Raw genomic sequence first — 15,224 nt, forward strand, 5'->3', positions numbered from 1 at the left:
ATCGCATGAAACCGAAGCCCAGGCGCGTCGCCGCCAGACCCCTCGAATCCATGTGGTCGGACACGGAATACATGTCGTTCGAGGAGGCCGCCGCGCTGCTGTCGCCCGACGGCGGATTCCTGACCGCATCGTTCTTGCGGTCCGCCTACCGGGCTCAGAAATTGGAAACGGTTCTTCTCAACCGTAAGTTGCTAACGTCGAAGAAGGCCATACGCGAGATGTTCGAGAATGCGCGTCGGCCGGCGAAGAATGCGGGCGGAGCGCGATGACGGACGCGCCGATTCCACCGCTTCCGATCCGTCTTCCGGGCGCCAGCCGGCCTCTTGGCATCGACCGGCCGCTCGATCTAGAACCTTGATGCGTCCGGTCACGGCCGGTCGCGAAGATCCGGAAGGGCCCTGCGGACGAACCGCCGGGAGCGTCCCGTCCGAAAACCAGGGGTTTCCGTCCTTCGAGACGGGCCCCCGACGCGAAGCGCGCCCGGACCTGGCCGTCGAAAAGCAGCCGGCGTGCTTCGCAAGAAGGATGAACGACATGCATTACCTCAAGCACTCCGTCCTCGGCGCCGGCGTCTCGGCACAGGGCGCCTTCGAATTGCGCCGTCGCCCGAGCGGCGTTTGGGCGATCACCCGCAACGGCCTCTACTTGACCAGCACCGGTTTCCGCGACCGCGCGCTCGCCGCGCGCTACCTGAGCGTCTTCGTGCTCCACCTCGACGCGGAAGCCCGCGAGGCCGCGCGCGCCCGCGCGGTCGGCCTGCACTAGCGACCCCACCCTACCGCATCAGGAAGCGCCCGGCGGAATCCGCCGCCGGGAGCTCGCTTCCGTCCCGAAAACCAAGGGCCCCGCCTCGCGGCAGGGCCCCCAACGACGCACGACGCGGACCTAGCCGTCGAAAAGCAGCCGCGACCGTGCGCCAAGAGGCTCAGTCATACCATGAACGAGATCCGACAGGCAATGCACGACGCCAGCGTCGTGCGGGCCGCGTCCATGCCGCAGGTCGCGGACGGCGCGGACTACCGGCCGGCCAAATACGAAATCCGCGAGCGGCCGCACGGCATGTGGGCGATCTTCCGGAACCACTGCTACGTCCGGAGCACCAGGACCAGGGACGAGGCGCTGGCGCGGGACATCCTGGACCTGTTCAAGAAGCAGGACGAGGCCAAGAACCGTCGGATCGTCGACGCCCGTTTCACGCTCGCCTCCGAGGTGGTCGAATACCGCAAGCGCACCTGCCCGAAGAGCAACGTCCGGTCCGTCGCCGTGCTGGAGTCCACCTTCAAACCGCTCGATTCGTATCTCGCGGGCCGGCGGCTGATCGACCTCGACGGCGACTGGCTGCTGGCGACCGAGGAAGGCATGCTCCAAGCCGGTTACGAATACGGCTATTATTACAACTGCATCGTCAAGCTGATCACGGCCATCAACGCCTACTGCAAGGCCAAGCTGTGCGCGTCCGCGGTGGCGTTCCCCCGACCGGAAGCGCCCGAGGGCCGCGACCGCGTGCTGACTCGCGAGGAGCGCGACCGGATCCTGCGCTGGGCCGACGGCGACGAGGACTACGATCCCGCGACGGGTAGCTGGAGGCCGGCGTCGAAACCGCTGACCAAGGCCGAAGCCAACCGGCGCCTGATGGTCGGACGGGCGGTGCGTCTCGGACTGCCGCTCGGCAGCAGGCCCGGTCGCTACGCCGGCATGGCCTGGAAGCCGTTCCTCGGCACCGGCCACATCGACGTCGCCGGCGCGACGATGTACCGCTGGCCTCTCGGCGCTTCGAAGAAGAAGCGCAAGCATGCGCCCCCGGTGGCGCTGCCGCCGAAGCTCCTCGCCGTCATCGCGGAATGGGAGCGGGCCGACGTCGGCCACGACTACGTCTTCCGCAATTCGAAGGGCGGCCCGCTCTCCCAGAAGGGGCTGGAGGACTACTTCGCCGCGGCGATGCGCGAACTGGGCATCGAAAAGGTGACCGGCCACACGCTCCGCCACACGTGCATCACTTGGCTGATCGAGAAGGGCCTGTCCGCCAGCGTGATCTCGGCCGTGGTCGGCATCAGCATCTTCATGCTCAAGCGCCGGTACGACCACTCCGACGAGCGCGTGGTCCAGGTCATCGGCCACGGCGTCATGGACCAGATGCTGCACTGACGCCGGACGGGCCCGTCTGCGCCGCCGCCAAGGCCTCCAGCAAGGCCGCCGCCCCATCGGGTCGGCGGCCTTTTTCGTCCCGGAACGGGCAGCCGGCGCCCGGCCTATGCCCGCCGGCGGCCCCGTGATAGGGTTCGGTCCATCGGCCGCGACGGCCGACAGCGACCGTACAATTCCCGGACAGCCTCCGTCCGCCGCCGCCTCAAGCACCTGAATTCGCTGGACTTTCCGCCTCGTTCGCGAAGTCGGGTTGATGGGGACGGTTAACCGCCTTCGTCCGAACCCAACAAATTCAATGTCCTACGAGGTACGTCGGATCGTCTCGGGACATCGAAAACGGCGTCGCGGCGACCGGTGGAAGCCCAATCCGTACAGAATCCGTACAGCGCTTCTGCCCGTATCCGAGACAACCATCCCATGAACGTGGGCGAAGTCGCTATCTAGTGCGCAAGGCGAGGCGCAATCGACCCGCTTCGTTCGAACCATGGCACGTTTCGGAAGCGCCGGCGCCTGCTCGCGGCGGTTCGGGGCGCCAGATCGGCGTACTGCACTACGGTTCGTAGCCGCCGGATCGCCGCTCTTGGTGTGATGTCCGGTGAGGATCCCGGGTCTCTGCGACCGCCGGACCCGCACCGCCTCGATCACCATTTGTAACTTCAAGTCATTGATCGTGTTCAATAATACGTCAATTCTGCCTTGACGGCGTCTGCTGCTGCTGGCGGGGGAACCGCGCTCCCGCTCGCCATCGTTTCGCGCGGGGCGGGAAATTCGCCAAAGTCGAAAACTCCGGGTCCCGCGCGGTGCGCCATCGGAAACTCCGGGTCCCCGCGGTGCGCCTCCGCGCGCTCAAAGGAAGTCGTCTCGCCGTTTGTAGGATTGGAAAATGGATCCCGGACGGTGGGAGCCGGGGCGGGTTCCCGCGAACGCGCCCATCCCGAGCCTGCGGGGATTCCTTGGGACTCGAGCGGCCCGGTGACGGGCACCGAGCATCGTCCGAATCCTACCGCAAGCCGGAGCTCGGCCGATCCCCTCAATGGCGCCGGACGTTCGAAGCGACCGGCCCTCTCCCGACGGCACCGCCTAGGCGGTCGGCCGCGTCTGCGGCGCCGAAGGCGTGCGGGATTTGCGTGCGGAAAAGACGAAGCGGCGTTCGGCACGTTTCATCGACCGCCTTCCGGGTCCAGTCCGGGCCGTCGGCGACGATCCTGTCTCCTCTATCCCGCCCGCGCGGACAGCCGTCGATGTTCGCCGTCGATGTGCCGAAACAGCTCATACTCCGCGTCAGTCATCAGGGCGTGGCCGTACTCCTCGTAGTGCGAGCGATCGGCACGATTGACGAGGTCCTGCAGCTCAGGTCCGGCGTGTCGGATGTTCTTGCGGACCAGATCGATGATCCTGGCCAACGGGAAGTCTCCGCCATATTCGACCTCGGCGCTTGACGAACGCTGCTTGTCGAAGAGCGCCCGAAAGGCTCGCTTGATGCGTCGCCAGCGCCGCCCCTGGGCACCAAGCGCATCCCAGGCGTTCTCGATCCGCTGCCGCAAGCGCGGCGAGGTGGCGCCGGTGCAGACGGTGACGTGCCGCGTCAGAAAGAGCGCGTTGAGCGGACGATAGAGATGCGTCAACCTCTCTCGTTCGCGGGCTCGCGAGCGCTGCCGGCGCTGGGCGAGATGCGCCAACCACAAGCTCAGGAGATTGCAGACGGTCAACGTCGACACGAAGAACAGCACCAGGGGGACGTTCGAGCGCACCGGTTCGGGAAGCGCGAGCTGGAACGGCGGCCAAAGCCAGATCGACAGGAGCGAAACAAGCAGCCCCGCCAACAGCCATGTCGGCATCGACTTGAACGTATCCAGCATCCTTGCGGCGGGTACACCGAGCGTCGGGTCCATTTCCAATCTCCTGCAGAGCAGGAGCACATGTAGGCGCGGCGTCGCGATTTAAGTAGAAGGTTCCGCTCGCGGGAGGCGCGCAACGCGTCGTCGCGGCGGTGGTGGTCTCGCCGACGCGGCGTCGCCAGCAAGGATTCAGAACTTCTCGAATCGCCCTCGATCGCCCCGAGCTTCGAGTCGAGAATCGCGCGCGTTCGTGGCACAACACCGGTGGGGAGTGCTCCACCGCAGTGCTCCACCGAAAAAATCCGGAGTGCTCGCAGAACGCTGATTCCGAAGGGTTTTTCGTCACGCAATTTATGGTGGCGGAGAGGGAGGGATTCGAACCCCCGATAGGCTTGCACCTATGCCGCATTTCGAGTGCGGTGCATTCGACCACTCTGCCACCTCTCCTGAAGGCGCCAAGTAAGGAGCAGGGCCCCTGTGGTTCGGGCGTTAATAGGCGAGGATGGCGGGCCAGACAAGGCTGGGAGCGCGAAAATCCGCTGCCCGTTTCACCGCTTTCGCTCTGTTTCTCGCCGCGCAATCAATAACCGGCACGTTTTCCTGGGCTACCCCCCTCCCTGGCCCTCCCCCACAAGGGGGGAGGGAACGCACCTTTATCGGGGCACGAGGCCCGTCTCATTCATTATGCGCTGAAAAAGGGGTGGGACCGCCAGACGCGGTAAACACTGGCGGTCCCGTGCCGCTCATTGAAATACTGGCTGGGAAGGGCGGCTTCGCCGGCCAGGTGAGGCGACGGTTCCACCGTAGCGTGTAACCCGTGCACCGCAACGCAATCCGTTTCTTAACCTAACCAGACAAGGTTACTCCTTGTCATTCTTTGTCATTCTTTGCCTTTTTTCTTCCCGTTCTCCGTGGACTCCCGGTCTTTGCCATTATCTTTGCCGTTACCTTTGCCTTGGCCGTTGTCCTTGCGGCGATTGGTGAAGCGGGCATTGCCGAGGCCGGTGCCGATGGTGAGCACGCCCCAGCGATCGACGTCCTGCATGAACGGCACCTCGGAGAGGCCCTGAACCACGCCGTCATTGTGCATCAGGATCGCGGTATCGTGCTCGCCGATGGAAGGGATGCCCTCGAGCAGGCTCGCCGGCAGGTTGAACTTGCTGCTCTCCCAATTGCCCGGCAGGTTCTGCGCGCCTTTCTCGATCGAGCCGTCCGCGTTGATCACGCCGGGACAGGCAATGCCGATGAACGGCGCCAGCTTGTAGCCTTCTTTTTCGGCCTCGGTGATCAGCCCCTTCAGCATCTTGGTGAGCCGCTTCACCGCGCCTTCGCGCGTCGGCTCGTCGTCGGCATGGCGCCACAGCTCGGACTTCACGACCTTGGCTTTCGACAGGTCTTTTGCCTTTTTCCAGCTGGTCTCCACCAGGCCGCAGCGGATGTTGGTGCCGCCGATATCGACGGCGAGGATGCTGTCATGGGCCTCGAAGATCCAGGACGGCGCCAGATGCAGCGCGCCGATCAGGCCGGCTTCGTCGGGGTGATGGCGGATCGGCATCATGTCGATCTTGAAGTCCTCGGATTTGAGGATGATCTCCGCGCGCGCGATCGCGAGCTCGCCCAGCCGGGAATCGCGGAAACCGCCGCCGACCACGATGCGCTCGGTCTTGGCCCAGGCCTTGGACTTGAGGAAACGGCGGGTGACATAGGCGAGCTCCTGGGCAAAGTCCTCGATCGCGCTGTGCACCAGCGCGGAGGCCTCGGTGTCGTCGCCGACCAGGATGGCGTCCAGCGTCTTCTTGCTGATCTCATCCGACGGCTCCTTGCCGAAAGGGTCCTCGCCGGTCTTGCGCAGCGGCTTGCGCCAGCGATCGAGGATCTCGCGAAACGCGCCCTTGCTGGCGCGGTCGCCGAGAAACCCGTCCTCGTCCTTCATCTCGATGTTGAAGCTGTCGATGTCCACCGACGGCAACCGCTCCGCGCCGTGGGTGGCGATGCCCGTCGTCGTCTTGACCAGCTCGTCCGTTGCCATGGTAAGCCCCTTGCCCGTCTGACTGAATTCGCGGGGACAACGGCGGGGGAACCTGTTGGTTGCCGCGCGGGCCGAAATTCGCCTGCGGGGCCGGATCGGGCCCAAATGCTTCAAATCCGGGCCGTTTTCGCCGGCTTTTCCTTGACTCCGTGCTGTCAGCGGCTATAAATCCCGCAACCGGCGCGGGGCGTTTCTCGCGCCGCTTGTTTTTGTGTGGGTTTTCAAAGGGATAACTCCCGCCCGCACAAAACTCGCATAAACCCATAACGACTGACAAAAAGCCGGCCCCGACGATAAGTCGCGAGGCCGGGAATGAACACGAAGGAAAACAACGATGTTCGCAGTCATCAAAACCGGCGGCCGGCAGTACCGCGTCGTTCCGGATGATGTCCTGGAAGTAGGCAAGATCGAAGGCGAAGTCGGCTCGATCGTGCAGCTCAATGAAGTTCTCCTGGTCGGCGGCGACACGCCGATCCTGGGTCTGCCCACGGTCGCAGGTGCGTCCGTTGCGGTCGAGGTGCTCGACCACAAGCGCGGTCCCAAGGTCATCGCTTTCAAGAAGCGCCGCCGCAAGAACTCGCGCCGCAAGCGCGGCTATCGCGACGAGATCACCGTGCTGCGCATCTCGGAGATCCTGACGGACGGCGCCAAGCCCACCAAGGGGCCGCGTCCGAAGCGGGAAAAGGTCGTCAAGGAAACGACCACCGAAGAGGCCGCCGCATAATTTGATCACGCGCCATCACGAATTGATGCGTGAGAAATTGTGAAATGATTCCGTCAAGGAATTGATCTAGAAATACTCAGGATTTCGGAGACGAGCCATGGCTCACAAAAAAGCAGGCGGTTCATCGCGCAACGGTCGCGATTCCAAGGGCAAGCGCCTCGGTATCAAGGCGTTCGGCGGGGAAGTTGTGATTCCCGGCAACATCATTGCGCGTCAGCGCGGCACCACCTGGCATCCCGGCCTTAATGTCGGCATGGGCACGGACCACACCTTGTTCGCCAAGGTCGAGGGCCGCGTAACGTTCCAGGCCAAAGCCAACGGCCGCACCTTCATCTCGGTGCTCCCGCTCGCAGAGGCGGCTGAATAGACGGTGGATCAAATTTGGAGTCCGCCGGGTCCCAGACCGAACCGGCGGAGTCCTTTAGATCCTAGAGATCGAAGGCTCCAGGGGAGGCGGGAAACCGGCCTCCCCTTTCGTTTGCGTGCTCACTTTCACTTTAGTGACTTCGACGGAGCCGGACATGTTGCAGGATTTTTCGAGCGTGACCTTGCGGGAGGCGAGACCGAGCGTCGTCGCCACCGAACGGCTGACCTTGCGGCGGCCGACCCTCGCCGACGTCAGGACCATCGCCCTCCTCGCCAACGACCGCCGTGTCGCCGAAAACACAAGGCGCCTCCCGCATCCCTATTTGCAGGACGACGCTATCGCCTTCGTCCGCGCCACCGCCGCGCCCGGCGGCGAGACGGTGTTCCTGATCGAGCATGACAACGGCCCCGTCGGCGTGGTCGGCATCGACCGCTCGACGCCCGACAATGCCGAGCTCGGCTATTGGCTCGGCGTCGAGCATTGGGGCCGGGGCTTTGCCACCGAGGCCGCGCGCGGCGCGATCGACTTCTTCTTCGAGGAGTTCGAGGACGATCATCTCTATGCGGGCGCGCGCGTCACCAACCCGGCGTCGCGCAACGTGCTGGAGAAGTGCGGCTTCCAGTGGAGCGGCGTCCAGCTGCATCGCTTCCTGGCGCTGGGCTCGTCCACGCCCGTCGACTGCTTCCGCCTGTCACGCAGTGTGTGGGCGTCGCTGAAGAGCTGGAGCAGTGCGCGGAGGGTGAGGTAGGCGGAAGCGCCTCAATCACAATCGTCGTCCTGGCGGAAGCCAGGACCCATTACCCCAGGGTGAAGTCGTGGCGCGAACTATCAACCACGAATCTTCATCAAACTCCTCCCTGGGGTAATGGGTCCTGGATCTGCGCTCCGCTTGTCCAGGACGACGCCGATGACTGTGATTACGCCGGCGGATTCACATCCACGTCCCCGCGCCCCAGATCGCGCTCACGCAAGTAAATATAGAACCCGGCGCCGATGATGATGGCGGCGCCGACGATGGTGGCGATTTCGGGCACGTCGCCGAACACGACGAAGCCGAAGATCACCGCCCAGACGATCATCGAATATTGATAGGGCACGACGACGCTGGCCGGCGCGAGCTTGAGCGAGCGGTTGACGCAGAACAGCGCCGTGACCGAGACGCATCCCGCCAGCGCGAAGATCACGAGGCTGCCCGGTGTCGGCGGCACCCAGTGGAACGCCGACAGCACCGCACCCAGCAAGAACGTGCCGACGAATTGCGACGACGCCATCACGATATCGGGCGTCTTGCGCAGGCTGCGCGTGATCAGCATCAGCGTTGCGAAGGAAAGACTGCCGCCAAGCGCGATCAGCGCCGGCAGGCTCACCGTCTGTGCCGACGGCCGCAGCGCGATCAGCACGCCGCAGAAGCCGATCAGGATCGCCGTCCAGCGCCGCCAGCCGACCTTCTCGCCGAGAAAGATCGCCGACATCGCGGTGACGAAAATGGGCCCGGCGAGATAATAGGTGATGACGTCGGCGAGCGGCAGGTAGACCGTCGCAAGGAAGAAGGCCGCCACTTCCAGCGTCGACAGCACGACGCGAAAGAGCTGGAGGCCCGGCCGCTCCAGCTGCAGGAACTGGTGACGCTGCCGCCAGACCAGCGGCGACAGCAGCAGCAGCGCTGCGCAGGCGCGCAGGAACAGCAGCTGCCCCACCGAATAAGTCCCGACCAGGAACTTGCCCATGGCGTCGCCGAACGAGAACATGAAGATCGACAGCACCATGAGTGCGATCCCGGCGAGGCGCGCCGAGCGTTCGTCATAGGCCGAGAGATTCTTGAACAGGGGCATTGCTGTCGTTCGTGGAAACTCGTCATTGCGAGGAGCTCTTGCGACGAAGCAATCCAGACTGTTGCCGCGGAGACAGTCTGGATTGCTTCGCTTCGCTCGCAATGACGAGCGGAGAGAGCGTCGGAATGGCGACCGGAGTCGCTTGCGGTCGTTTTAATGACGTGAGCGCCCGCGACAAGCCCGCGCAAGCCGAATTGAACGGATTGCCGCACTCTTCGCGTCGCGGTAGCGATAGGCGACACCGAACGAAAGAGCCAGGAAAGAGCTTAGCCATGACCGACTTCGACCCGGCCCGGCATCGCATGATCCCCGCGCAACGCTGGTTTGAGGATTTCGTGGTCGGCGAGCGCTTTGTGCTGCCGAGCCGCACGCAGACGACGGCCGTGTTCGCGGCGTTCCAGACCGCAAGCGGCGACACCCATCCGGTGCATTACGATGTGGAGTATTGCCGCAGCCGCGGCATGCCGCATCTGCTCGCCCACGGTTTCCAGACGCTGATCCACACCGCACCCGGCGCAGGCCTGTTTCCGTTCATGGTCGAGGACTCCCTGGTCGGCTTCCTCGAGCAATCGAGCCGGTTCCTCAAGCCGGTGTTCGCCGACGACACAATCTATCCCGCGCTAGAGGTCACCGAGCTGGTGCCGGGACGCTCGACCGGCGCCGTGACGCTCAAAAGCACCGTGTTCAACCAGCGCAAGGAGCTGGTGCTGGAGGGTGTGCAGAAATTCCTGATCCGGCGCCGGCCCAACTAACGTCGTCCCGGGGTTAAGCACGCCCCAAAATCGCGGAAATTCGGCCGATTTGCGGGTCTATCCGGGTTGCCGCGCGGGACCGGCTGGCCTACCTATGGCCCATGAAATTCCTTGACGAAGCAAAGGTCTATATCCGCTCCGGCGACGGCGGAAACGGCTGCGTGGCGTTCCGCCGCGAAAAATTCATTGAATTCGGCGGCCCCTCCGGCGGCAATGGCGGCCGCGGCGGCAATGTCATCATCGAGGTCGCAGACGGCCTGAACACGCTGATCGACTATCGCTACCAGCAGCACTTCAAGGCCCAGAAGGGCGAGAACGGCTCGGGGTCGGACCGCCACGGCGCCAACGGCAAGTCGATCGTGCTGAAGGTCCCGATCGGCACGCAGATCTTCGACGAAGATCGCGAGACCATGATCCACGATTTCACCACCGTCGGCGAAAAGTTCGTGCTGGCCGAAGGCGGCAATGGCGGCTTCGGCAACGCGCATTTCAAGACCTCGACCAACCGCGCGCCCCGCAATGCCAATCCCGGCCAGCCCGGCGAGGAGCGCTGGATCTGGCTGCGGCTGAAGCTGATCGCGGATGCCGGCCTCGTCGGCCTGCCCAATGCCGGCAAATCGACCTTCCTCGCCAAGGTCAGCGCGGCCAAGCCGAAGATCGCCGACTATCCCTTCACCACGCTGCATCCGCAGCTTGGCGTCGTGAATGCCGACGGCCGCGAATTCGTGCTGGCTGATATCCCCGGCCTGATCGAGGGCGCGCATGAAGGCGTCGGTCTCGGCGACCGCTTCCTCGCCCATGTCGAGCGCTGCCGCGTACTGCTGCATCTCATCGACGCGACCTGCGAGCACGCCGGCAAGGCCTACAAGACGGTGCGAACCGAGCTGGACGCCTATGCCGGGCAGCTCACCGACAAGATCGAGATCGTCGCGCTGAACAAGATCGACGCGGTCGAGCCGGACGAGCTGAAGAAGCAGAAGGAACGGCTGAAGCGCGCCGCCAAGAAGACCCCGCTGCTGCTCTCCGCCGCCACCGGCGATGGCGTGCAGGAAGCGCTGCGCGCTCTAGCGGATGTGATCGGCGAGAGCCCGGTCTCGGCGAAAGCCAAGAGCGCGGCCGAAGCGGAGCCTTGGTCGGTTTGAACAATCCGGCTTGAAGACCCTCATGGTGAGGAGCGCGGAACGCGCGTCTCGAACCATGAAGGCCCGGCTCTCGCCCGTGGCCATCCTTCGAGACGCCCGCTTGTCGCGGGCTCCTCAGGATGAGGTTCGTTGCTTGTGACGCAGCGGAATCGGACCCCCTGCTTGTCTTCGCGCCCTCGATAGCGCAGCATCGGCCAATCAAGAAACGGCAGGGATGATTCATGGCGCGCGCGAAGAACGTTCTCTGGATCATGTGCGACCAGCTTCGCTATGACTATCTCGGCTGCACCGGCCACCCCACGCTGAAGACACCGAACATCGACGCCATGGCGAAGCGCGGCGTGCTGTTCAGCAAGGCCTATGTGCAGTCGCCGATCTGCGGCCCGTCGCGCATGTCGTTCTACACCGGGCGCTACATGCGTTCGCACGGCTCGCACTGGAACGGCTGGCCGTTGCGCGTCGGCGAGCCCACCCTCGGCGATCACCTCAACAAGCTCGGTGTGCGCAACGTGCTGGTCGGCAAGACCCACATGGCGCCCGATCTCGAAGGCATGAAAGCACTCGGCATCCCGCCGGAATCGATGATCGGCGTGCACGTCGCCGAATGCGGGTTCGAGCCCTATGAGCGTGACGACGGCCTGCATCCCACGGGGCGGCCGCGCCCGAAATACGACGAGTATCTGCGCCAGCAGGGTTTTGATGCGCCCAATCCCTGGGAGCATTGGGCCAATTCCGGCGCGGCCGAGGACGGCTCGCTCCAGAACGGCTGGCTGCTCGTGCATGCCGACAAGGCCGCGCGCGTGCCGGACGAGCATTCCGAAACGCCCTACATGACGCGACGCGCGATGGACTTCATCGGCGAAGCGGAGACCGACGGCAGGCCGTGGTGCCTGCATCTGTCCTACATCAAGCCGCACTGGCCCTACATTGCGCCCGAACCTTACGCCAGCATGTATTCCAAGGATGACATGATTCCGGTGATCCGCTCCGAACGCGAGCGCCAGAATCCGCATCCGGTATTCGGCGCCTATATGGACATGCGCTACTCCCGCAACATGGCGCGCGACAATGCCCGTGAGAAGGTGATCCCGACCTATATGGGTCTGATCACCCAGATCGACGACCAGATGGGCGTGCTGATGAAGTTTCTGGAGGAGCGCGGCCTCTCGGACACCACCATGATCGTGTTCACCTCCGATCACGGCGATTATCTCGGCGATCACTGGATGGGCGAGAAGGACCTGTTCCACGAGCAGTCGGCGAAGATCCCGCTCATCATCATAGACCCTTCGAAGGAGGCGGATGCGACGCGCGGCACGCGCAACGATGCGCTGGTCGAAGCCATCGATCTCGCGCCGACGTTCGTGGATTATTTCGGCGGCAAGGTGCCGGGCCATATCCTCGAGGGACGCTCGCTGCTGCCGCTGCTGCGCGGCGAGAGCCCGCCCGATTGGCGCAAGGTGGCGTTCTCCGAATACGACTATGTCATGCAGGACGTGCGGCTGAAGCTGAACCAGCCGATCGAACGCTGCCGCCTGTTCATGGTGTTCGACGGCCGCTGGAAATACATCCACGCGTCAGGCTTCCGCCCGATGCTGTATGACCTCGAAACCGATCCGGAAGAGTTTCTGGATCGCGGCGACGATCCAGAGTGCGCCGGCATCATCGCACGACTGCAAGCCGAATTGTTCGACTGGGCGCTGCATCCCAACGACCACATCACAACACCGCGCGAGAAGATCGCGGCCTATGCCGACAACCAGCTCCAGGTGAAGGGCGGGATTTTGATCGGCATCTGGGACGAAGCGGAGCTGGCGTCGATCAAGGACGGCATCGCGCAACGCGCGAAGCTCTAAGACCCTCATGGTGAGGAGGCGCGAAACGCCGTCTCGAACCATGCAGGCCGCGCTGTGGCAGTCGGGCCTTTCATCCTTCGAGACGCGCGCAAGAGCGCGCTCCTCAGGATGAGGAGAGAGTGAAGCGCTCGGGTCAATTCTCGATCTTGTACCCCGTCGCCTTCACGATCGGCTGCCAAAAGGCGGTGTTGGTGGCGAGCTCCTTGGCCAGACCTTCCGCACTGCTGCCGACCGGGATCAGCCCGATCGCGGTGAGCTTCTCCTTCACCTCAGGCTTGGCGAGCACGGCGCTTGCGGCCGCGCCGAGCTTGCTGGCGAATTCCGGCGCGCTGCCGGCGGGAAGCCACATGCCGTACCAGGCGTCGGCGACGAGATCGATGCCGCTCTCCTTCAAGGTCGGTACCTCCAAGGCAAACGGCGAACGTTCGGCGCTCGCGACCGCGATGATCTTCACGCCCTTGGCGCGATGCTGCGGCAGCGCATCGGCCAAAGTGACGATGCCGAAGGAGATGTGACCGCCGATGATGTCGTTGAGGATGGGCGCACTGCCGCGATAGGGCACGCGCGTCATGGGAATGCCGAGGTCCTTCTCGAGCTTGGAGCCCATGAAATGCGGGATGGTGCCGTTGCTCGGCACACCGAACGATGCCTTGTCCGGATGCGCCTTCAGCCAGGCGACGAATCCCTTGAAATCCGCGGCATCGATCGTCGGACTGATCACGACGGCGAACTCAAACCGCGCCAGCAGCGAGACCGGGACGAAATCTCTTGCGGTGTCGAAGCTCGGGGTCGTCTCCACCATCGGCAGCAGGTACATCGTGGGCCCGGTGGTCACCAGCACCATACTGCCGTCGGGGCTGCCCCCTTTCACCGCCTTGATGCCGATCAGGCCGTCTCCGCCGGTGCGGTTCTCGACCACGATGGTCCGCTGCAGCGCCGGCGCCATCTCCTGCGCGATCAGCCGGCACAGCGTGTCGCCACCCGCTCCCGCCGCGAACGGGAAGATCATTTTTGTCAGCCCGGTCTGTGCTTGCGAACCGCCCACCTGCGCCAACAACGGCAACCCGAGGCATCCGGCGATGAAGTTGCGGCGATCCATTGGTTTCCTCTTTGAGCCCATTATGGTTGGCGACAGTTAGAGCCAGACGGGCGCTCCGGACAAGCGCCGTTTACCGGGCCTGCCGCCTTGCGCCGGCCATCGTCCTGCTGCAAAAGCAGGCCTTACCGGCGCCGCTCTCCAGCACATACACACACCACATACACACATGGCCAGCCCCGAACTCAGTCAATTCCGCCGCATCGTCGTCAAGGTCGGCTCCGCGCTGCTGGTCGATTCCGACAAGGGCGAGGTGCGGGCGTCCTGGCTTGCCGCGCTCGCCGACGACATGGCCAAGCTGCATCGCGAGGGACGTGACGTGCTCGTCGTGTCCTCCGGCTCGATCGCGCTCGGCCGCAGCCGCCTGAAATTGCCGCGCGGCCCGCTGAAGCTGGAGGAGAGCCAGGCGGCCGCCGCCGTCGGTCAGATCGCGCTGGCGCGGATCTGGTCGGAGGTCCTTGGCGCCCACGGCATCGGCGCCGGCCAGATCCTGGTGACGCTGCAGGACACCGAGGAGCGCCGCCGCTATCTCAACGCGCGCTCCACCATCGGCAAGCTCCTGGAGTGGCGCGCGATCCCCGTGATCAACGAGAACGACACGGTCGCCACCAACGAGATCCGCTACGGCGACAATGACCGCCTCGCCGCGCGCGTCGCCACCATGGCGAGCGCCGACCTGCTGGTGCTGCTATCGGACATCGACGGGCTCTACGACGCCCCGCCGAAGAACAACCCGAACGCCAAGCTCATTCCGGTCGTCGACAGCATCTCCTCGGAGATCGAGGCCGTTGCAGGCGACGCCGAATCCGAGCTCTCGCGCGGCGGCATGCGCACCAAGGTCGAAGCCGCAAAAATCGCGACCACCGGCGGCACGCATATGCTGATCGCCTCGGGCAAGATCGAGCATCCGCTTCAGGCGATCGCCGATGGCGGCCGCTGCACCTGGTTCCTGACGCCGGCCAATCCCATCACGTCGCGAAAACGCTGGATCGCGGGCTCGCTGGAGCCGAAGGGCACGCTGACGATCGACGCCGGCGCGGTCGCGGCGCTGCGCGCGGGCGCCAGCCTGCTGCCGGCCGGCGTGATCAAGGTCGAGGGCCAGTTCGCCCGCGGCGACGCCGTGATCGTGCGCGGCCCCGACACCAGCGAGGTCGGCCGCGGCCTGATCGCCTACGACGCCGACGATGCCGAGCGGATCAAGGGCCGCTCCTCCCCGGACGTGATGGCCATCCTCGGCATCAGCGGGCGGGCGGAGATGATCCACCGGGATGATCTGGTGGTGGGCGGGTAGGGGCCGGCAGGCGCCCAGACCGTCATGCCCGGGCTTGTCCCGGGCAACCACGTTCTTTGCACCGCGTGGCAATCCGTGGATGGCCGGGACAAGCCCGGCCATGACGCCGTAGATGGGTCATTGGCCCAGCCGAACCAACACGTGAAGCCCTG

The 15,224-nt window shown here is 64.7% G+C and carries 14 protein-coding genes and 1 tRNA gene; 10 read left to right on the top strand and 5 right to left on the bottom strand.

Annotated features, from left to right (window positions below; all coding sequences use genetic code 11):
- Positions 1 to 5: 5 nt before the first annotated feature.
- The 3 genes from ABIB90_RS23930 (at position 6) to ABIB90_RS23940 (ending at position 2,145) form a co-directional block, all read left to right on the top strand.
- Positions 6 to 269, top strand: a complete 264-nt coding sequence (locus ABIB90_RS23930; RefSeq protein ID WP_354201493.1) for a hypothetical protein — start codon at positions 6 to 8, stop codon at positions 267 to 269.
- 265 nt (positions 270 to 534) lie between these two features.
- Positions 535 to 765, top strand: coding sequence for a hypothetical protein (locus ABIB90_RS23935; RefSeq protein WP_354201494.1), 231 nt, complete (start codon positions 535 to 537; stop codon positions 763 to 765).
- 192 nt (positions 766 to 957) lie between these two features.
- Positions 958 to 2,145 (top strand): tyrosine-type recombinase/integrase, encoded by a 1,188-nt coding sequence (locus ABIB90_RS23940; protein WP_354201495.1) that lies wholly within the window; start codon positions 958 to 960, stop codon positions 2,143 to 2,145.
- A 1,214-nt stretch (positions 2,146 to 3,359) separates the two neighbouring features.
- On the opposite strand, the gene ABIB90_RS23945 is transcribed toward ABIB90_RS23940, so the two are convergent.
- From ABIB90_RS23945 to ABIB90_RS23955, 3 genes are all read right to left on the bottom strand, one after another.
- Positions 3,360 to 4,037 (bottom strand): hypothetical protein, encoded by a 678-nt coding sequence (locus tag ABIB90_RS23945; RefSeq protein ID WP_354201496.1) that lies wholly within the window; start codon positions 4,035 to 4,037, stop codon positions 3,360 to 3,362.
- Between the two features lie 303 nt (positions 4,038 to 4,340).
- A tRNA-Ser gene (locus tag ABIB90_RS23950) sits at positions 4,341 to 4,430 on the bottom strand.
- A 433-nt stretch (positions 4,431 to 4,863) separates the two neighbouring features.
- A complete protein-coding gene (locus tag ABIB90_RS23955; RefSeq protein WP_219681798.1) occupies positions 4,864 to 6,012 on the bottom strand; it encodes an ROK family protein in 1,149 nt (382 codons plus the stop codon).
- Between the two features lie 334 nt (positions 6,013 to 6,346).
- On the opposite strand from ABIB90_RS23955, the gene rplU reads away from it, so the two are divergent.
- From rplU to ABIB90_RS23970, 3 genes are all read left to right on the top strand, one after another.
- Positions 6,347 to 6,736: a 50S ribosomal protein L21 gene (gene rplU, locus ABIB90_RS23960; RefSeq protein ID WP_007598925.1), complete on the top strand. Its 390-nt coding sequence runs from the start codon at positions 6,347 to 6,349 to the stop codon at positions 6,734 to 6,736.
- Between the two features lie 97 nt (positions 6,737 to 6,833).
- A complete protein-coding gene (gene rpmA, locus ABIB90_RS23965; RefSeq protein WP_007598923.1) occupies positions 6,834 to 7,103 on the top strand; it encodes a 50S ribosomal protein L27 in 270 nt (89 codons plus the stop codon).
- A gap of 154 nt (positions 7,104 to 7,257) precedes the next feature.
- Positions 7,258 to 7,851: a GNAT family N-acetyltransferase gene (locus ABIB90_RS23970; protein WP_007598921.1), complete on the top strand. Its 594-nt coding sequence runs from the start codon at positions 7,258 to 7,260 to the stop codon at positions 7,849 to 7,851.
- A 169-nt stretch (positions 7,852 to 8,020) separates the two neighbouring features.
- Here the strand turns inward: ABIB90_RS23970 and ABIB90_RS23975 are convergent, their stop codons facing one another.
- Positions 8,021 to 8,935: a DMT family transporter gene (locus ABIB90_RS23975; protein WP_354169779.1), complete on the bottom strand. Its 915-nt coding sequence runs from the start codon at positions 8,933 to 8,935 to the stop codon at positions 8,021 to 8,023.
- Between the two features lie 272 nt (positions 8,936 to 9,207).
- On the opposite strand from ABIB90_RS23975, the gene ABIB90_RS23980 reads away from it, so the two are divergent.
- The 3 genes from ABIB90_RS23980 to ABIB90_RS23990 all read left to right on the top strand — a co-directional run bounded on the left by ABIB90_RS23980 (position 9,208) and on the right by ABIB90_RS23990 (position 12,685).
- Positions 9,208 to 9,687: a MaoC family dehydratase gene (locus ABIB90_RS23980; protein WP_354201497.1), complete on the top strand. Its 480-nt coding sequence runs from the start codon at positions 9,208 to 9,210 to the stop codon at positions 9,685 to 9,687.
- Between the two features lie 101 nt (positions 9,688 to 9,788).
- Positions 9,789 to 10,829 carry a GTPase ObgE gene (gene obgE, locus ABIB90_RS23985; RefSeq protein ID WP_354201498.1) on the top strand — a complete coding sequence of 347 codons (1,041 nt, stop codon included), beginning with the start codon at positions 9,789 to 9,791 and terminating at the stop codon, positions 10,827 to 10,829.
- A gap of 221 nt (positions 10,830 to 11,050) precedes the next feature.
- Positions 11,051 to 12,685, top strand: coding sequence for an alkaline phosphatase family protein (locus ABIB90_RS23990; RefSeq protein WP_354201499.1), 1,635 nt, complete (start codon positions 11,051 to 11,053; stop codon positions 12,683 to 12,685).
- Positions 12,686 to 12,818: 133 nt separating this feature from the next.
- Here the strand turns inward: ABIB90_RS23990 and ABIB90_RS23995 are convergent, their stop codons facing one another.
- Entirely contained in the window at positions 12,819 to 13,784 is a 966-nt protein-coding gene (locus tag ABIB90_RS23995; protein ID WP_354201500.1) for a Bug family tripartite tricarboxylate transporter substrate binding protein, read from the bottom strand.
- A gap of 166 nt (positions 13,785 to 13,950) precedes the next feature.
- Between ABIB90_RS23995 and proB the strand changes: the two genes are divergently transcribed.
- Positions 13,951 to 15,072: a glutamate 5-kinase gene (proB, locus tag ABIB90_RS24000; RefSeq protein ID WP_354169787.1), complete on the top strand. Its 1,122-nt coding sequence runs from the start codon at positions 13,951 to 13,953 to the stop codon at positions 15,070 to 15,072.
- Positions 15,073 to 15,224: the final 152 nt, after the last annotated feature.

The sequence above is a fragment of the Bradyrhizobium sp. JR4.1 genome (genome assembly GCF_040548605.1).
Classification (GTDB): Bacteria; Pseudomonadota; Alphaproteobacteria; order Rhizobiales; family Xanthobacteraceae; genus Bradyrhizobium; species Bradyrhizobium canariense.